Genomic DNA, 17801 nt, shown 5'->3' on the forward strand with positions numbered 1-17801 from the left:
AAGGCCGTCGTCGGCGCTTGCATGCACAAGCTGGCGATGCTGATTTACGGCGTGCTGCGCTCAGGCCAGCCGTTCAACCCTCAAATCGCGATGCCGGGGCTTGCAATTCAAGACGGTATCTGACCCCAACGAACTTCAGCGCTCGTTGTCATAACTTCCCTTTTGACTGTTTCGGCACGAGGCGCGGAAGGCAACTGGATCGAACGCCTTTATTCAAAGGATCAACCAGCAAAACCGCCGCAAGCCGCCACAATAGAAGATTAATTCCTATTATTGAATCTTTCGCGCGCGGCGCGATAGAGCTCAACCAAGTTCGCCTCATCCTTCAGCTCTTTCATAAGAATCATCAGTTGAACAGGCAAAATCACGACCAAGCTATAAATAAGGAAGACAATCACCCCACTCCGAGGCTCCGGCAGTGACGTGACGATAAACAAAAGAATGAGATTGACACCAACAAGAATGAATGTCAATTGGCTTCGTATCTCGCATTGAGCCGCCTCCTGACCCGCCAATATCAACAAAGTAGGATCGACGGAAATTCTTGCAACCTTGGCACCAAAAACCTTATCGCGAGCTTCTCGCGCGACCCTTCGACGGTCAGAGCGCCTTTCAATCCATCTATCCATGGGCGGCTTGACATACGAGCTTGCCAGATTGATTGCGATCCCGACAAACACTACGGACAACCACCAGTACCAAGAACTAATGTCGCTTCCGAACTTCACAATTGCGTCCATTATCGAGCCCTAATTACCAATTTTAAGGGGCGGCAGAGTGAGGCCTATATGTTGAATGGGTCTCACAACAGAAGCCCATACATATATCTATCGCGACAGCTGCGCAGTTACCGCGCCGAGCCAACTTCCGAACAGCGCGCCCGCATGGGTCAAGCCCGCTCCGCATGCGAGGTGTGGCTGACTGGCCCTACGGCCACCCGCGCATGATTGAAAGCTCTGCGTGCTCATAAGGCCACCTCCCTCATGGCTGGGCTCCGGGGCACCTCTTGCCGGGCACCTTGGAGCAGGCCGTGTTTATACGACCCGCCCCGCAGGCAAGCCGCGCGGGCCAACCCCGACCGAAGCACACCCGCCGCCCACCCAACCCGTCCGTGAGCTCCAGCGGACCGACCTTCCGGGCGACGCGCCTTTAGCGCGGCAATGAACGGCGTGCAGCGAGCGACGTGTCAGCGCAGCGCCGCCGGCAAGGCCAGCGCGGTGCTCGCATTGCCGTAATGCAGCTTCAGCTGATCCCCCGGCCGCAAGGCCTGCGCCTTCAGCAAAGGCCCCAAATCCACCCAGAACACGCCGCGGTCCACGCTGCCGGGGTCGGGCCGCAGATTGGGGTTGGGGGTGATCGTCTGCACGTTGTCGCCCTTCACCGGCGGCGGCGCCAGTTCCCAGGCCAGGCGGCGTTCCTTGCCGTCGGGCCCCGGGCCCACGGCTTCCATCTGCCAGCGGGTGCCGAAGGGTGCATTGCGCAGCAGCAGGGTGTAGCTGACCAAGAGCGCGGCGGCCGACGCCGGGGGCACGGGCACGCGCGCATCGGCGCCCGGGCGCAGCAGCCAGGTTTCGACCCCGTACACACCGGGCTCGCGCTCCAGCTCCGGGAAACGCTCCTCGTCCAGCGGGTTCAGGGTCAGGAAGGGGGACACGGGTTTCTCCTTGGAACGGGGCGCTTGGGGCCCTGCGGCAGCCACCGGCAGCAGTGCAGCCGCCAGGGCGATGGCGAGGCCAGCGGTTAGAAGCCGCCGCTGAGATCGACCTTGCGCAGGGTGGTCTTGCATTCGTTGCAGAAGGTGGTGATGGTCTTGAGCGAACCCCACATGGTGCAGGTGGCGGCGTTGTGGGCCGCGTCGGTCCACAGGTCGGTGCCGGCGGCCACGCCCACGGAACAGTGCGGCCCGGTGTGGGAAACGCCATTGGCCGCATTGAAGCTGGGGTAGTGGTGGGCCTGCTGGTCGGGCTGGCCGCCCACACCGGGGGCGGTGAGGTGCAGCTTGTGGCCGAGCTCGTGGACCATCAACGCCTCGGCGGCGGCCGCGGTGAGGATGGCGTCGGTGTTGGGGTCGCGCATGTTGAGGTAGATGACCGGGTGCGCGTTGTAGGCCCAGCCCACCGCCCAGCCGCGGATGGCCTTGACGTTCAGCGTGACCCGCAGCGTGGCCACCGCCGCCGCAAAGTTGCCGCGCACGCCGGTCAGGTCCACAGTGAGTTGCTGGCTGAAGGCGTTGCGGCCGCCCACGGCGGCCGCGGCGGGCCGCTCGGTGCGCCCGCCGCCCCGCACCGTGCAGCTGCCGAAGGCGCTGCCGTCGTTCAGCGGCACAAACACGTACTGCGAGCCGGCCTTGGCCAGGGTGACGGTGACGCTGGCCGGGAAGTTGCCCGTGCCATCGCGGGGCACGTCCACCCGGAAGGCTTCCAGGGCGATGGGGTCGCTGACGAACTCGCCCACGATCACCGCCACGCTATGCGGGCGAAGCTCGCGCACATGGGCGGTGCTGGAGCGCAGGGCGCGGCGGCCGATGTCGTCCAGCCCTTCGGCCAGGTTGTTCTCTTCCACCACGCCCAGCTCGGAGCCGCTGGAGCGCTGCACCACCTTGACCTCGATGCCCAGCCGGGTGAGCGTGCTGCGGATGGCGTTCATGGCGGCCAGCGCGGCGGCGCGGCCGCTGGCGTAGCGCACCACCGGCCGCAGGTAGACGCGGCGCATCACCTTCACGGCGTTGGAGCCGGGCACGAAGCCCTGCCCGGGCAGAGCGGCCTCGACGCGGTATTCGCCACCGCCCAGGGCCGAAATGGGCAGGCCGGGTTCGATCAGCAGCTCGCCGTTCTCGTTGGTGCTGTATTCCCGGGCGGAGCGGGCGTACTGCAGGTGCCCGAGGCCGCGCTCGCGCGCCGAAAGGGTGGAGCTGCCGGCCGGAAAGCCGCCGCGCGTGAGGGTGCGCGTGAGCTTCACCCGCACGGTGGTGGCGCGCGCGGGGGTCACCTGCACAAAGATGGGCGGGGAGTTGCCGATCTGGTTGTCGGAGGTGATCTCGCTGTCGGCCTGGCGAATCTCGGCGCGCGTGAGGTTCACGTATTGCTTGCGCGTGGCGCCGAACAGGGCGTTTTGCGTCGCCTGGTCGGCAAAGCCCACGGCGACGATCGAGCTGACCAGCGGGCAGGGCTCGGCAGTGCCGTTCAGCACGTCTTCGGCCAGCAGCGCGTCGAGGTTGTCCTCGTCGGCGGCAAACAGGCTGGCGCTTTGATCAGCGCTGGAAACCGGCGGCGGCATGGATGGCCTCCTTCAGAAGCGGTTCACGTGAATCGGGCGGCAGCGTGGTGGCCAGGCGCACGCAGCGGCCCAGGCCCAGCAGCAGATCACCCGCCAGGCACAGGCGGGCCACGGGGCTGCCCTCCAGGCCCGCCATTTGCGCCAGCCGCTGTTCGTGGCTCAGGAAGGCCTGGGCGTCGGGCGAGAGGGGCAAGGCCTCGTCCTCGAACTCGGGCTCGGGGGCGTCGTCTCGGGGCTCGGCATGGGGGGCGAAGGCGGTGCGCGCCAGCTCCAGCAGCGCGGCGTCGCCCAGCTCTTGCGCCAGGGCGCGCTGCCACGCCAGGTGCAGGCCGGCGCGCAGCTCGCGTTCGCGCATCGCCGCCTGCTTGAAGCGCAAGCCCTGCTCCTGCGCCAGCAGCTGGGCCATGGTGACCGGCAGCGTGGGCTGAAGCGGCAGCTGCCGTGCTCCGGGCAACAGGCGTCCATCCACGAACCACAGCGCGCCCAGCGCGGCGGCGGCGTTCAGAAGCGCGGCGGCCCGGGTGTCGCGCCAGGGGGCGCCGGCCTCCAGGCCCATCTGCAGCCACTGAGCGGCTTGCTGCACGTCGCGCGCGGCCAGTGTTTCGTTCGGCGCCAGGCCTTCCGACACCAGCTGCTGCAGCGCGCCCAGGCGGGCCAGCGGCTCGCCGCGCTGCGCGGGCAACAGGGCTGCGTCCACGCGGGCGGTCCACTGGCGGGCCTGGCTGTGAACCAGGTTCCGCTTCATCTGCTGCATCTGCTCGGTGCTGAGCTGCATGGGCGTGTGAGGGTGTTCGTGGCGGGGAGAGGACCTGAATCAGGCCATCACGCTGAGGGGAGTGGATTCAACGGGAACCTCACCCAGGCCACCTCCCCTCTGGCGGGCCCCGTGGCGCCACTTGGCGGGCGTCTTGGAGCAGACCGGTTTATACGGCCCACCCTGCGGGCACGCGGCGCGGTCTAACCCCGACCCCCGCATCCAGGTCAGACGCTTGCTCCCGCCGCGCCTGTATGAAATAACCGACACCACGCCCCCGCCCTCCTCGCTAAGGTGCGCGCCCATGTCGAAACCCCCACCCTCTTCCCGCCGCCTGTGGGACCTCTCCCCACCGGTGAGCCCCACGGCGCCGATCTTTCCGGGCGACGCGCCCTTCCAGCTGCAGTGGACGGCGCGCATCGGGCCGCAGTGCCCGGTGAACCTGAGCGCGGTGAGCACCAGCCCGCATGTGGGCGCGCATGCCGACGCGCCGCTGCATTACGCCGATGAAGGCGCCGCCATCGACGCCGTGGCCCTGGACCCCTACCTGGGCCGCTGCCGCGTGATCCATGCCATCGACTGCGGGCCGCTGATCCTGCCGCAGCACCTGGCGCATGCGGCGGCCGAGCTGCCGCCGCGCGTGCTGGTGCGCACGGCGCAAAAGGCCGACACGGTCTGGCGCGAGGACTTCACGGCCTATGCGCCCGAAACCCTGGCCTGGCTGGCCGAGCGCGGGGTGCGGCTGGTGGGCATCGACACGGCTTCGGTGGACCCGGCCTCCAGCAAGACCCTGGATGCGCACCAGCAACTGCGCGCGCATGATCTGCGCGTGCTGGAAAACCTGGTGCTCGACGAAGTCCCGGAAGGGGACTACGAGCTGATTGCCTTGCCGCTGCGCTGGGTCGGGGCCTGTGCCTCGCCCGTGCGCGCCATCCTTCGGAGCCTGACATGACCACCCCCAGTCTCACTACGTTCGCCACCCCCCAAGGGGGCGCTGCCGCCCTCGGGAACGGCCCTTCGCGCGGCATGACAAGAGACGACGCACTGCGCAGCGATGCGCAAGACCCGCTGGCCCCGCTGCGCGAGCAGTTCGCCCTGCCCGAGGGCAAGATTTATCTGGACGGCAATTCCCTCGGCGCGCAGCCCAAGGCCACGCCCGAGCGCGTGCGCCGCGCCATCGAGCAGGAATGGGGCACGGACCTGATCGAGAGCTGGAACAAGGCCGGCTGGATCGACGCGCCGCGCCGCCTGGGCGACCGCCTGGCCCCGCTGATCGGTGCGCGCAGCGGCGAGGTGCTGGTGGCGGATTCGACCTCCATCAACCTCTACAAGGTGCTGCACGCCGCGCTGTCGCTGCAGCAGGGCCAGCGCAAGAAGGTGGTGAGCGAGCGCAGCAACTTCCCCACCGATCTGTACATCGCCGACTCGGTGGTGCGCGCCCATGGCGGCGAGCTGGTGCTGGTGGATTCGCCCGACGAGATCCCCGCCCTGCTGGACGAGCACTGTGCGGTGCTGATGCTCACCCATGTGCACTACCGCACCGGCCGCATGCACGACATGGCCCTGCTGACCCGCTGGGCCCAGCAGGCCGGCGCGCTCACCGTCTGGGACCTGGCGCACAGCGCCGGCGCCGTGCCGGTGGACCTGCTGGGCGCGGCGGCCGACTTCGCGGTGGGCTGCGGCTACAAGTACCTGAACGGCGGCCCCGGCGCGCCGGCCTTCGTGTGGGTGCACCCGCGCCACCTGGGCCAGAGCTTTCAGCCGCTGATGGGCTGGCTGGGGCATGAAAGCCCCTTCGCCTTCACGCCCAACTACCGGCCGGCGGTGGGCATCCAGCAGTACCAGTGCGGCACCCCGGTGGTGCTGAGCCTGGCCGCCTTGGAATGCGGGCTGGCGGTGTTCGAGCAGGCGCAGGCCCTGGGCGGCATGGCGGCGCTGCGGCGCAAATCGCTGGCGCTGACGGACGCCTTCATGGCCGAGGTGGAGGCGCGCGTGCCGCAGGCGCGCATCGTGACGCCGCGCGAGCATGCCTTCCGCGGCAGCCAGGTTTCGCTGGCACTGAATGCGCCGCTGGAAGACGCCGCCTACGCCGTGATGCAGGCCCTGATTGCCCGCGGCGTGGTGGGCGACTACCGCGCCGGCGACCCCGCCCGCTTGGACGCCGAGCCGCATCTGCTGCGCTTCGGGTTCACGCCGCTGTACACGCGCTTCGTGGACGTGCACGACGCCGTGACCCAGCTGGCCGACGTGCTGGCCCGCGAGGCCTGGCGTGCCCCTGAATTCCAGAAAAAGAACAAGGTGACCTGATGAGCAAGCCCGAAGACATCGTGCGCGATGAGCGCGCCCAGCTCGACTTTTCCAAGGACATGAGCTACGGCGACTACCTCGGCCTGGACCTGGTGCTGAACGCGCAGAAGCCGCTTTCGCCCGCGCACGACGAGATGCTGTTCATCGTGCAGCACCAGACCAGCGAGCTCTGGATGAAGCTGGCCCTGCACGAGCTGCACGCCGCCACCCGCTGCGTGGCCGAAGACCGCCTGCCCGAAGCCTTCAAGATGCTGGCGCGGGTGAGCCGCATCTTTGAACAGCTGGTGCATGCCTGGGACGTGCTCTCCACCATGACGCCGACCGAGTACAGCGCCATCCGGCCCTACCTGGGCCCGAGCAGCGGCTTCCAGAGCCACCAGTACCGGCAGATCGAGTTCATGCTCGGCAACAAGAACGCGGCCATGCTGAAGCCGCACGCCCACCACCCGCAGCGCCTGGCCGCGGTGCAGGCGGCGTTTGAATCGCCCTCGCTCTACGACGAAGCCCTGCGCCTGATGGCGCGCCGCGGCATTGCCCTGCCGCCCGAGGTGCTGGAGCGCGACTGGACCCAGCCCTATGCCGCCAGCGATGCCGTGAAGGCCGGCTGGCTGCAGGTGTACCGCGAGCCCACGCAGCACTGGGACCTGTACCAGATGGCCGAGGAGTTCGTGGACCTGGAAGACGCCTTCCGGCTCTGGCGCTTCCGCCACGTCACCACCGTGGAGCGCGTGATCGGCTTCAAGCGCGGCACCGGTGGCACCTCGGGCGTGGGCTATCTGCGCAAGATGTTGGACGTGGTGCTGTTCCCTGAACTTTGGGCACTGCGCACGGAGTTGTAAGGCGGCCGACAATCGCGGGCTCTGCTTCCCACCGCCCTGCCCGCCCCATGGACACCCGCGCTCACCCCATTCCCCAACGCCTGGCCTCCGTTCGCGAGGCGCTGCAAGCCGCCGGCAGCCACGCGCTGCTGGTGCCTTCCGCCGACCCGCACCTGAGCGAGTACCTGCCCGCGCGCTGGCAGGGCCGCGAGTTCTTAAGCGGCTTCACGGGCTCGGTGGCCACGCTGGTGGTGACGCTGGACGGCGCGGTGCTGTTCGCCGACAGCCGCTACTGGGTGCAGGCCGAGGCCGAGCTGAAGGGCTCGGGCATTGAGCTGGTGCGCGTGCCCACGGCCGCGCCCGGCCATGTGGTCGACTGGCTGGTGGGCCATCTGAAGAGCGGCCAGCGCGTGGCGGTGGACGCCCAGGTGCTGGGCCTGGGTTTTGCCCATGCGCTGCAGGCGGCGCTGGGCGCGGCCGGCATCGTGCTGGACGGCGGCCAGGACCTGCTGGAACGCATCTGGCCCGAGCGCCCCGGCCTGCCGCCGCAGCCGGTGCACGAGCTGGCCCCCGAGCTGGTGGCCCGCCGCCGCGCCGACAAGCTGGCCGACCTGCGCACCGCCATGGCGCAGGCGCAGTGCAGCCACCATTTGATTTCCACCCTGGACGATCTGGCCTGGCTGCTGAACCTGCGCGGCGCGGATGTCTCCTACAACCCGGTGTTCGTGGGCCACTTGCTGGTGGGCGCGGACAAGGCCGAGCTCTTCGTGGCGCCCGGCAAGATCGACGCCGCCCTGCAGCAAGCGCTGGTCGCTGACGGCGTGCAACTGCGCCCCTACGACCAGACCCTGGACGCGTTGGCCCGCGTGCCGGCTGGCAGCACCGTGCTGCTGGACCCCAAGCGCGTGACCTGGGGCCTGCGCCAGGCCCTGCCCGCGGGCGTGAAGGTGCGCGAGGCCATCAACCCCAGCACCCTGGCCAAGAGCCGCAAGGCCGCGCTGGAAGCCGAGCGCGTGCGCGAAGCCATGGTGCGCGACGGCGCGGCGATGTGCGAGTTCTACGCCGAGTTCGAGGCCGCGCTGGCCGCCGGCGAGGCCTGGACCGAGCTGACCGTGGACGAGCGCCTGAGCGCGGCGCGCGCGCGCCAGCCGGGCTTCAAGGGCCTGAGCTTCTCGACCATCGCCGGCTGGCAGGCCAATGGCGCCCTGCCGCATTACCGCGCCACGCCCGAGAGCTTCAGCCCGCTGGGCACGAACGGCCTGCTGCTGATCGACTCCGGCGGCCAGTACGGCGGCGGCACCACCGACATCACGCGCGTCTGGGCGCTCGGCGAAGTGAACGCCCAGCAGAAGGCCGACTACACCCGCGTGCTGCGCGGCACGATTGCGCTGTCGCGCACCGTGTTCCCGCGCGGCACCCTGGGCCCGATGCTGGACGCAATTGCCCGCGCGCCGCTGTGGGAAGCCGGCCTGGACTTCGGCCACGGCACCGGCCACGGCGTGGGCTACTACCTGTGCGTGCACGAGGGCCCGCAGAACATCTCCAAGGCCATCCCCGAGCCGACGATGGCGATGGAGGCCGGCATGATCACCTCGATCGAACCCGGCCTGTATCGACCTGGCCAATGGGGCGTGCGCATCGAGAACCTGGTGCTGAACGTCGAGCACGCCACGGCCGAGAACAACGCCTTCGGCCCCATGCTCGCCTTCGAGACGCTGACGCTCTGCCCCATCGACACCCGCCCGATCGAGCGCAGCCTGCTGCGTGCCGACGAGATCGACTGGCTGAACCGCTACCACGCCACGGTGCGCGAGCGGCTGCTGCCGCGCGTGCAGGGCGCGGCGCGTGGGTGGCTGCTGCGCCGTACCGAAGCGATCTGAGTCGCCTCAAAGCAGAAGGGCCCGCAGCGCGGGCCCTTTGTTTTGGCGGGTCTTACATCTGCTTGAACAAGTGCAGGTAGCTGCGGCTGACGGGCAGCACCTCGGGCCGGTTCTTCAGGTGGATGTCGGCGGTCTCGTTCGGCCCGCGGGTGACATGGGCGATGGCGCGCAGATTCACCACCACCGAGCGGTGCACCTGCTGGAACTGCTCGGGGTCGAGCTGGTCGATCAGCTCCTTGAGCGGGGTGCGGATCAGGGCCTCGCCCTCGGTCCAGACCACCAGGGTGTACTTCTCGTCGCTGCGCAGGAAGCTGATCTCGTCCACCGGGATCAGTTTCAGCATCTGGCCCACCGAGGCCTTGATCCACTGCAGATAGGGCTGCGGGCTACCGCCGCGCTGCAGATGGGCGGCGATCTGCGCCAGCAAGGCTTCGGCGTTCGGGGCAGGCTCGGCCGCGGCCGGGGTCTGCAGGCGCTCCTGCAGGCGCTGCACGGTCTCGGCCAGGCGGGCCGGCTCCACCGGCTTGACGACGTAGTCCAGCGCGCCCTGGTCGAAGGCGGCGACGGCGTATTGATCAAAGGCGGTGACGAAGACCAGGATGGCGCTGCGATCCGCCGCGCGAATGGCGCGTGCGGCCTCGACGCCGTTCACGCCGGGCATGTGCACGTCCAGAAAACAGATGCGCGGGCGGTGGGCTTCGAAGAGCTCGACGGCCTCGCGGCCGTTGCGCGCCTCCGCCACGACCTGCAGCTCCGGCCAGGCCTTGGCCAGCATGCCGCGCAGGGCCTCGCGCAGCAGGGGTTCGTCGTCGGCAATCAGGGCGGTGATCGGGTTCATGGCTTCTGAATGGGCAGGATGAGTTCGGCGCACACGCCATGGGGCTGCACTTCGCTGAGGTGCAACTGGGCCTGCGCCCCCAGGCTGAGCTGCAGGCGTTCGCGCAGGTTCGCCAGCCCGAGGCCCGGGCTGCCGCCCTGGCGCAGGCCGACGCCGGTGTCGCGCACCTGCACGCGGCAGCGCTGCGCCGCGCCCTCGCCTTCCAGCTGCACCGTCACGTCGATGCGGCCGCCCTCCTCGCTCGGGTCGATGCCATGGCGGATGGCGTTCTCCACCAGCGTGAGCACCGTCATCGGCGGGCAGATCAGCCGCTCGGCGGCGGGCGCCACGTCGAGCGCGTAGGCCAGGCGGTCGGGCATGCGCAGGTGCATCAGTTCCAGGTAGGCGCGCACCAGCTGGATCTCTTGGCCCAGGTTGCTGGCTTCATCGTTCAGGCGCGGCACGGCGGCGCGCAGGTAGGCGATCAGGCTGGACAGCACGGCCGAGGCCTTGGGCGAGCCGGCATCCACCAGGGCGCGCACATTGGCCAGGGTGTTGAAGAGGAAGTGCGGCTCGATCTGCGCATGCAGCAGGCGCAGGCGGGCGTCCAGCGCGCGGCGCTCCAGTTCGGAGCGCTCCAGCTCGAAGCCCAGGGCCTGGCTGCGCGCCTCGGCATCGCGCTGGCGGTAGAGCGCCGCCATGGCCACCAGCGGGCCCAGCACCAGGCCGGAGGCGGCGGTGTACAGAAAGCCCATCATCCGGGCCTCGCTCTGCCAGAAGGCCGCGAAGTTGCCCCCCACCGCCACCATGTAGACCACCAGGGTGCCCAGCGGCACGGCCAGCGCCACGCCCACCAGCTGCAGCAACCAGCGCGCCAGCCAGCGCGGCAGGCGCCGCGGCCAGCATTCCAGGCCGACGAAGGTGAGCAGCGCCAGCAGGCCGATGACCATCGAGCGGCCCACCAGCACCGGCGTGGGCGTGACGAACACCGGGCTCAGCACCAGTGCCAGCAGGGAGGAAATGCCCAGCGTGAACGTGACGCGCTGCGGGTTCAGCCCGCGGAAGAAGGCGCGCAGGGTCTGTGCATGCGTGGGCAAGGTCTGAGGCATGGCGACACCATAGCCAAGCCCAGACGCCCTGGCGCGGCCCTTGCGATGAGTGACGAACCGCAGGGGCCGAAGCACGACCCTCGCCGGGCTTCAAGCGCGCAGGGCGCTCCCGCAGATGACCCAGTCCAGCGCCTGCTGCAGCGCGAAGCGCAGGGCTTCATCAGGGGTGGACCAGCGATAACCCTGGCCCAGGTCCAGTTCGCGGAACACCTCGACAAGGCGCCGATCCCGCAGCCGCCGCATCACCACCACCGCCGCCCCGTACTGGCCGCCCGCACGCGGCACGGCCACCGCGTACAGCCGGTGGTCTCCGGTATCGAGCTCCCTGGACAACATTCGCTAACAAGCCCCGCAAAGGGAGCCGATGCTGCCCGCGCACGCCCGGGGCGGACATCCGACAAATGGGGGATGGGGTTCTCCCGTGGAGACCCGCTTGCCGAGGGGCCTACCCGGCTGCGGCGCCCCCACAGAAACCCCAGTGGCTCTCGCCATGAGCCAGTGCCTGCCTACTCTGGGTTCAAGCAGCCGCCCCGCCAGGAGAACCGGGTATTGCCTTGAGGCGCCGACTTAAAGTACTGTATGCCCATACAGTTTCACGCAAGCACTCACCAGGCACCTGGCGTACGCGCTGACCGAGCGGCGGGGGCACTGGCGAGTTTGCGGAAGTCTTGATGGAGCGGATCGACGGGGTTCCCCACCGCAAGGGAACGCACGTCGAGGCCGGAAAGGAGAACCAGGAATGAATGCGTTCAGACAGCACTACCGTCCCGCCCGCAAGGAGCTGCCCCCATGGCTGCGCCGCATCTGGGCCTGGCTTTGAACCCGCCCGCGGGGCATGGCGGCGGAGGCGCCAGCTGGGCCGGCAGGCGCGGCCCCTGCCGAACCTGCCGCTTCTTCGGCGGCTACTCGCGCAGCGGCGCGCAGGCGTGGTGCCTGCGGGAATTGCCCATGAAGGTGCTGTGGATGGAGCCCGCCCAAGGCTGCCAGGCCCATGCGGCGCGCGAGCGCGTGGCGGCTTGAGCGCGAGGAGACCTTGATGAGCTTCCGTACCCCGGCCGACTTCTCGGCGAAGCTGCTCCGCTTGGTGGCGGTGACGAGCCGCTCCGAAGCCACCGAGGCTGCGTTGCGCTGGGCCCGCCAGCACCGGCGCGGGCGGGCCTGGCTTCTGGATCTGCAGGCGCAGCCGGAGGCTCAGGACCTTGCCCCCCTGGCGGATTCACCGCGCGCCCTGAGCCGCGCCCTGGTGCGCCTGCTGCTGGAAGGGAAGGCACCCGTCGATTCATTACCCACCGAGCCGGCCATCCCGGGCTTGGACGTCATGGAGCTGCCCGGCTTGGAGTGGGTGGACCCGCCGCTTGAAAGCAGCGAACTGCCTGCGGCCGAGGGCACGCCGAAGTGAAGGCGCTGCTCGCCACGGTGGTGCTGGGCGCCACGCTGCCGGTCTTCGGGCTGATGCTGCTGCTGGTCTTGATCAAAGCGCCTTGGGCGCTGCTGGCGCTCGCCTTCATCCTGGCGGCGGTGTGGCCTTTCCATCGGCACGGGGCGGCGCAGCAGGCGGCGCGAGGGGCCGACTCGGTCTTCTGAATGCTTGCTGCCCAAAGGCGCTACAGGCCGCACAAGGCCCAGCCACTGGCCAACACCCGCTGCAGATCCGCCTGCGTGTAGGCCAGGCAGGTGCCGCCCAGCATCAGCAGGGCCAGCGCCCAGGCCACCATCCGCCAGGCCGCCCTGCGGCTCGGGCCGGGTGGACGCTTCATGGCCTCAGGCGGCCTGGAGCGCGAGCTCGGACTCAATGGAGCGATCCCGAATGGGCAGATGCAGGGCAATGGAAGCGAGCCCGAGCCCGATCGACAGGAGCCACATCCCGCTGTAGGAGCCGGTGGCATCGAACAGCAGGCCGCCCAGCCAGGCGCCCGCAAAGCCACCGGCCTGATGCCCCAGGAACACCAAGCCGAACAGGGTGCCCAGGTAGCGCACGCCGAAGATCTCCGCCAGCACGCCCGTGGTCAATGGCACGGTACCCAGCCATGTGGCGCCCATCACGATGGCAAAGATCCACAGGCTGACGGCGCTCAGCGGAAGCAGGAAGAAGACCAACATCGCGGCCGTACGCACCCCGTAGAGGCCTGCCAGCAGGTATTTGCGGCGGTAGAGATCCCCCAGGCGTCCGCAGGCATAGACCCCGAAGGCATTGGTCAGCGCAATCAGCGCGATCGCCGCCACGCCATCGGCGGCGCTCATGCCGGCATCGCGCAGGTAGGCCGGCAGGTGGGTGCCCAAAAAGGCCAGCTGGAACCCGCAGCTCAGAAAGCCCAGGTTGAGCAGCCAGAAGCCGCTGTGACCCAAGGCGCGACGCAATACCGGGCCCACAGGCACGGGGGCCGCAGGGCCGCCCTGGTGGCCGGCTTCGGGGCCGAATTGGGGGCGGTCATCCAGCACCCAGGCGGTACCGGCCGTCAGTGCCGCGCAGGCGGCCATGCCGAGCAAGGTGGGGCTCCAACCCATGCTGCCGATACCGGCCTGCACCAGCGGCACGAGGGCGAATTGGATGAGCCCACCGATGCCGCCTGCAATGCCCTGCGCCCAACCCCGGCGCGAGGGTTCGACCCGCCGCGCCAGCCCGCCGTAGACGACCGAGAAGGTCGTTGCCGTCAGCCCCAGGCCGATCAGCACACCCACGCCCCAACTGAGCCCCGCCGGCGTCGGGGCCCAGGACTCGATGGCCAAGCCCAGGGCATACAGCCCGCAGCCCAGCACGATCACGCGCCGCGTGCCGAAGCGGTCAGCCAGCCACCCGACGACCGGCTGCAGCAGCCCCCACACCAAGGCCTGCAGGCCCAGCGCGAACGAGAAGGCTTCGCGCCCCCAGCCCCGTTCGCCCAGCAGGGGCAGCATGAAGAGACCCTGCACATGGCGGGAACCCATGGACATGCCCAGCACCAGCCCGGCGCACAGCAGCAGGGCCCAGGGTTGGGAACTTGGGGATCGGGCGGAAGGGGCGTGCATGGGTTCAGGTGCCTTGGACGGCCTGCGGGCCAGGGCCACCATGTTCCGCAAGGCCCCTGCCTTCTGGCCTGAGCAATGCAGCGGTCCGCCCCGCTGCCGCTCAGCTCTGGGCGGGCAGCTGTTCCTGCAGCCAGGCCAGAAAGGCATGAACCGGGGGGCGCTGCTCCTGCCCCTGGGCGATCACGGCCCGGTAGGTGCGCGCCCGCAGCACATGGGTGGAGAGGACCACCAGTTCGCCGCGGCGCACGCGGTCCGCGATCAACAGCTTGGGCGCGATCGCCACCCCGATGGACTGCACGGCGGCCTCGATGGCCAGGTGCAGATCGTTGCAGCGCATCACCACGCGCCCGGCGCTGCCGCCCGAGGCACTGCCCGCCAGCCACTGGGCCCAATTGGCCACCGGATGGTCGATCAGGGGCAGGTGGGCGGCGATGCGCGCCGCGGACCAGCCCTCCGTCCCTTCCGCAAGCCGCGGCGAGGCGGCAGCCACCATGTCGTCGCACCACAAGGGGATGCTCGTTCGCTCGCCATCCTCCGGCCCGGCCATGCGCAGGGCGATGTCCACGCCCCCCGCACCCAGAGAGGCGTAGCGGTCGGTCGCCGTCAGCACCAGATCCACGCGCGGATGCCGCGCCAGAAAGCCGGCCAGCCGAGGGCCCAGCCACATCCGGCTCAGGGCCTGCGGCGCGGTGACGTGCAAGCGTGCACGGGCCTGCGCCGTGTGCTCGTACAGCCCATCGCGCACCTGCGCAAAGAACCGCTGCACGGCGCCGAGATAACGCTCCCCGGCGGCAGTCAACTCCAGCTGCGGGGTGAGGCTGCGCACCAGCTGGATGCCCAGTCGGTCCTCCAGCAGCGCCAGCGACTGCGAGAGTGCCGAGGGCGTGAGCCGCAGTTCACCCGCCGCCATGACTAGACTGCCGCTGCGCCCCAGGGCCTCGAAGGCTTGCAGGCAATGCATGGGCGCCGGCAAGCCCATCGCCAGGGGCTCCGTGCCGGGTTGGAAACCTGATGTGCTGATCATGGGTGGCTGATTGGAAGGGAAGGCGGGGCCGGGGTGAAGCAGAGTGCGTCAGCGCGACAAACCGGTGCAGACCTTCCGCTGCACGAACTGACGGCGCTCGAAGCGGTGGCGCGGCTCGGTTCGGTGCAGCAGGCGGCCGAGGCGCTGCACGTCACGCCGTCCGCCATCAGCCATCGCATCGCCAGCCTCGAACGCCGGGCGGGCGAGCCGCTCCTGCAGCGCGCGGGGCGCCGCGTCGCCCTGACCGCCGCGGGGCGGGCACATGTCGATGCCATCCAGGCGGGGCTGATCGCGTTCGCACAGGCGACGCAGCAGCTGCGCGAGCAGGAGCACCAGACGATCCGCATCGCCACCGCGGCCGCGATCGGCATCGACTGGCTGCTGCCGCGCCTGCGCGACTACCTGGGCGAACGGCCCCAGCTGAGCGTGGACATCCGCACCGTGGCGACATCGCAGTCCCTGCCCCCGACGCAGTGGGACCTGCTGATTCATTTCGGCGACGCCCCTGCCCGCGGCAGCCAGCGCATCCGGCTCTGCGAAGAGCATCTGGTCCGGGTGGCCTCCGCCACGCACGCGGCCACGCCGCGTGAGCTCCGGCTGGCCCAACTGGAGGACGTGACGCGAGGGCGTTCGCCTTCCCACCAGCCGGTGCCCGCGGGCGCGCAAGCGGTGTTTGACGACGCCTTGACGATGCTCGAGGTGGCGGCAGCTGGCGGCGGCATGGCCCTGACGACGCGCACCGCGGCGGCCGGACTGCTGCGTCAGGGGCGGCTGTGTGAGCACGGCACGCCGGTACGCGCCGCGGGGGACTACGTGATGGACCTCTCCGAAGCCGGCCAGCTCAAGGCCGCGGCCAAGGACTTGTTCCGCTGGCTGTCGTCCCGAAGGCCTGTCGGGGGGTAGAGCGAACCATTCCGGTGGGCGGTCCACACGCTGTGGGAGCCCGCCACCACTTGCTCGATGGAAAGTGGCGGCTCGGCGGGTGCCGCCGCGTCCGGCGGCGAACCCTCCTTCCGGCAGCGAGATGTTTGTGGTCCGATCGTTGGCCTTGATGGGCCAGAGTCCATGAACGATCGAGCTGAACAAATCCGAACCGCGCTCGTGGACGCGGCGCTCCGCGCCTACGAGGAAGCCGGCCTTTGCGGGCTCTGCGCTGAGGGGCGTTGGGAAGCCGCTGTCAGCGCCCTGCGATCGCTCGACCTCGCGTCGGTGCCGCTGAGCGCGCCATCAAGCTTGTCTGCACCGCCCGAGAAGCCACGCGGGTAGCTGAGCATTCGCTCAAGCTGCGCTGAAGTCAGTCCCGCGGCGTCGATGAATCGCGGGGCGATTCAGAGTTGCAAAAGCGATGACGCGGAAATTGCGGAAGCGATTGCCTCAGAAGCGAAAAGCCCGCACGGGGCGGGCTTTTAAGTCCTTGAATGAACAAGGCATCTGGCGGAGAGGGAGGGATTCGAACCCTCGGTACGGGGATACCGTACGCCTGATTTCGAGTCAGTCGGAATGTGCATTAAGAACAAGTACTTAGGCACTTTTCGTCTCCGCATCTGTCCGCCTCGCACATTGAGCTCTTCATAGGGCGGGCCATGGCGAATTCAGGTGCATTGCGGAAATGCTTCAGCCCCAGGAAGCCCCTTACGCCTCGGCTTGAAGACTAGGGTCAACAAGCCATCCGAATAGCGGAGGCAAGCAAGCCGTCATCGACAAGATCACGCACGAGAACGCCATCCTCAAACGGCTGAAGTTCGCCGCCAAGTCCGAGCCGTTCACCGCCGAGCAAAAGAGCCTGTTCAGCTCAAGCCATGGCGACGCTCGGCCGAAGGGGGCCTGCGCAGCTCAGGTTGCGCAGCCGGCCACTGCCAATACCACTTGAACTTTTCCGAACCAGCATGTGGCCGAGCCGTGGACGCTTCGGCCTTAAACATGCATACTTTGCGCATCTTAAGTGCATGGCCTGCCACTGCCGATCGGACTGCGGGCAGAAGGTGCAGGGTGGCGCAGCAGCGCTCTTGCCCGCTGCCAACCCAAATTTCAAGACAACAGATGCTGTTATGAACCATTCGGTCTTTTTCGCCCTGATTGCGGCGGCGTCCTGCACGGCCGCGGCAGCCGCGACCGTGGATGCCACAGGCAATCCATCGGCCAGCCCCGGCCACCTACTGAAGGGGCTGGAAGCCCGCGACTTCAATCGCGACGGCACGCTAGACGGCTATTTCGATCGTGAGCTGAACATCACCTGGTGGGCGAAGGGTGGCGTCAGCCAATCGAACTGGTCGCAAGCGAAAGACTGGGCGGCCAACCTCGATGTCTTCGGCTTCGACGATTGGAGACTCCCCACCGCCACCGACCACGGCAACGATGGCTGCAACTGGAGCGTGACGGGCGGCACGGATTGCGGACACAACGTTGACATCAGCGCGGCCAACGGCTCCGAAATGGCGAGGCTGTTTCACTTCAATCTAGGCAACAAGAGCTACTTCGATCTCAGCGGTCGCCCGAACACGGATTACGGCCTGAAGAACGCAGGCGGATTCAGCCAGCTTGTGGAAGGTTTCTATTGGATGGGCCTAACGCCACAGTCCAACCCGCAAGTGGCCTGGTACTTCAATACCGTCGGTGGCATCCAGCTGGTTTTCACCAAGCAAAGCCCGATGCATGCCCTTGCGGTGGCCGATGGCGACATCGGTGAACCCATCGCGGAAGTGCCGGAACCCCAAACCGAGCTGCTGGCGTCACTTGGAGTGATCGCACTGATTGCTCGAAGGGAAAAGCCGCGGCGAAACATGCAAAGCCTGGTGGCCTGATAGCGCCCA

At 68.6% G+C, this 17801-nt stretch carries 19 protein-coding genes; 9 read left to right on the plus strand and 10 right to left on the minus strand.

What is annotated here, in order from left to right; all coding sequences use genetic code 11:
* Positions 1-260: 260 nt before the first annotated feature.
* The 4 genes from I7X39_RS17340 to I7X39_RS17355 all read right to left on the minus strand — a co-directional run bounded on the left by I7X39_RS17340 (position 261) and on the right by I7X39_RS17355 (position 4051).
* Positions 261-740: a hypothetical protein gene (locus tag I7X39_RS17340; protein WP_198112431.1), complete on the minus strand. Its 480-nt coding sequence runs from the start codon at positions 738-740 to the stop codon at positions 261-263.
* Positions 741-1186: 446 nt separating this feature from the next.
* Positions 1187-1654, minus strand: coding sequence for a hypothetical protein (locus I7X39_RS17345; RefSeq protein WP_198112432.1), 468 nt, complete (start codon positions 1652-1654; stop codon positions 1187-1189).
* A gap of 86 nt (positions 1655-1740) precedes the next feature.
* Complete coding sequence (locus tag I7X39_RS17350) at positions 1741-3276, minus strand: hypothetical protein (protein WP_198112433.1); 1536 nt, start codon at positions 3274-3276, stop codon at positions 1741-1743.
* Positions 3251-4051 carry a hypothetical protein gene (locus I7X39_RS17355; RefSeq protein ID WP_198112434.1) on the minus strand — a complete coding sequence of 267 codons (801 nt, stop codon included), beginning with the start codon at positions 4049-4051 and terminating at the stop codon, positions 3251-3253. Before I7X39_RS17355 ends, I7X39_RS17350 begins: the two co-directional genes overlap by 26 nt.
* A 283-nt stretch (positions 4052-4334) precedes the next feature.
* Here I7X39_RS17355 and kynB point away from each other — a divergent pair, with 283 nt between their 5' ends.
* From kynB to I7X39_RS17375, 4 genes are all read left to right on the plus strand, one after another.
* Entirely contained in the window at positions 4335-4982 is a 648-nt protein-coding gene (gene kynB / locus I7X39_RS17360; RefSeq protein ID WP_198112435.1) for an arylformamidase, read from the plus strand.
* A 74-nt stretch (positions 4983-5056) separates the two neighbouring features.
* The gene (kynU, locus tag I7X39_RS17365; protein WP_198112436.1) at positions 5057-6337 is read left to right on the plus strand and encodes a kynureninase; all 1281 of its coding nucleotides are present in this window, start codon (positions 5057-5059) and stop codon (positions 6335-6337) included.
* On the plus strand, positions 6337-7176 hold the full coding sequence (gene kynA / locus I7X39_RS17370; protein ID WP_198112437.1) for a tryptophan 2,3-dioxygenase: 840 nt from the start codon (positions 6337-6339) through the stop codon (positions 7174-7176). The genes kynU and kynA overlap by 1 nt, the downstream gene beginning before the upstream one ends.
* 47 nt (positions 7177-7223) lie before the next feature.
* Positions 7224-9035 carry an aminopeptidase P family protein gene (locus tag I7X39_RS17375; protein ID WP_198112438.1) on the plus strand — a complete coding sequence of 604 codons (1812 nt, stop codon included), beginning with the start codon at positions 7224-7226 and terminating at the stop codon, positions 9033-9035.
* A gap of 52 nt (positions 9036-9087) precedes the next feature.
* Here I7X39_RS17375 and I7X39_RS17380 read toward each other — a convergent pair whose 3' ends face one another.
* From I7X39_RS17380 to I7X39_RS17390, 3 genes are all read right to left on the minus strand, one after another.
* Positions 9088-9873: a LytR/AlgR family response regulator transcription factor gene (locus I7X39_RS17380; protein ID WP_198112439.1), complete on the minus strand. Its 786-nt coding sequence runs from the start codon at positions 9871-9873 to the stop codon at positions 9088-9090.
* Positions 9870-10961, minus strand: a complete 1092-nt coding sequence (locus I7X39_RS17385) for a sensor histidine kinase (RefSeq protein WP_198112440.1) — start codon at positions 10959-10961, stop codon at positions 9870-9872. The genes I7X39_RS17380 and I7X39_RS17385 overlap by 4 nt, the downstream gene beginning before the upstream one ends.
* 90 nt (positions 10962-11051) lie before the next feature.
* On the minus strand, positions 11052-11297 hold the full coding sequence (locus I7X39_RS17390) for a hypothetical protein (RefSeq protein WP_198112441.1): 246 nt from the start codon (positions 11295-11297) through the stop codon (positions 11052-11054).
* A gap of 453 nt (positions 11298-11750) precedes the next feature.
* On the opposite strand from I7X39_RS17390, the gene I7X39_RS17395 reads away from it, so the two are divergent.
* From I7X39_RS17395 to I7X39_RS17405, 3 genes are read left to right on the plus strand one after another with little or no spacing between them, the layout of a single operon-like run.
* A complete protein-coding gene (locus I7X39_RS17395; protein ID WP_198112442.1) occupies positions 11751-11981 on the plus strand; it encodes a hypothetical protein in 231 nt (76 codons plus the stop codon).
* A 16-nt stretch (positions 11982-11997) separates the two neighbouring features.
* Positions 11998-12360 carry a hypothetical protein gene (locus I7X39_RS17400; RefSeq protein ID WP_198112443.1) on the plus strand — a complete coding sequence of 121 codons (363 nt, stop codon included), beginning with the start codon at positions 11998-12000 and terminating at the stop codon, positions 12358-12360.
* Positions 12357-12545, plus strand: a complete 189-nt coding sequence (locus tag I7X39_RS17405) for a hypothetical protein (protein ID WP_198112444.1) — start codon at positions 12357-12359, stop codon at positions 12543-12545. The genes I7X39_RS17400 and I7X39_RS17405 overlap by 4 nt, the downstream gene beginning before the upstream one ends.
* Positions 12546-12565: 20 nt before the next feature.
* On the opposite strand, the gene I7X39_RS17410 is transcribed toward I7X39_RS17405, so the two are convergent.
* The 3 genes from I7X39_RS17410 to I7X39_RS17420 form a co-directional block, all read right to left on the minus strand.
* Positions 12566-12718 carry a hypothetical protein gene (locus I7X39_RS17410; protein WP_198112445.1) on the minus strand — a complete coding sequence of 51 codons (153 nt, stop codon included), beginning with the start codon at positions 12716-12718 and terminating at the stop codon, positions 12566-12568.
* A gap of 4 nt (positions 12719-12722) precedes the next feature.
* A complete protein-coding gene (locus I7X39_RS17415; protein WP_198112446.1) occupies positions 12723-13967 on the minus strand; it encodes an MFS transporter in 1245 nt (414 codons plus the stop codon).
* 100 nt (positions 13968-14067) lie between these two features.
* Entirely contained in the window at positions 14068-14991 is a 924-nt protein-coding gene (locus I7X39_RS17420) for a LysR family transcriptional regulator (RefSeq protein WP_198112447.1), read from the minus strand.
* A 33-nt stretch (positions 14992-15024) separates the two neighbouring features.
* Here I7X39_RS17420 and I7X39_RS17425 point away from each other — a divergent pair, with 33 nt between their 5' ends.
* Together I7X39_RS17425 and I7X39_RS17430 are read left to right on the plus strand one after the other, a co-directional pair.
* Positions 15025-15894: a LysR family transcriptional regulator gene (locus I7X39_RS17425; RefSeq protein WP_198112448.1), complete on the plus strand. Its 870-nt coding sequence runs from the start codon at positions 15025-15027 to the stop codon at positions 15892-15894.
* A gap of 983 nt (positions 15895-16877) precedes the next feature.
* Complete coding sequence (locus I7X39_RS17430) at positions 16878-17792, plus strand: Lcl C-terminal domain-containing protein (protein WP_198112449.1); 915 nt, start codon at positions 16878-16880, stop codon at positions 17790-17792.
* Positions 17793-17801 lie beyond the last annotated feature (9 nt).

It is taken from the genome of Inhella proteolytica, from assembly GCF_016093275.1.
Lineage (GTDB): Bacteria > Pseudomonadota > Gammaproteobacteria > Burkholderiales > Burkholderiaceae_C > Inhella > Inhella proteolytica.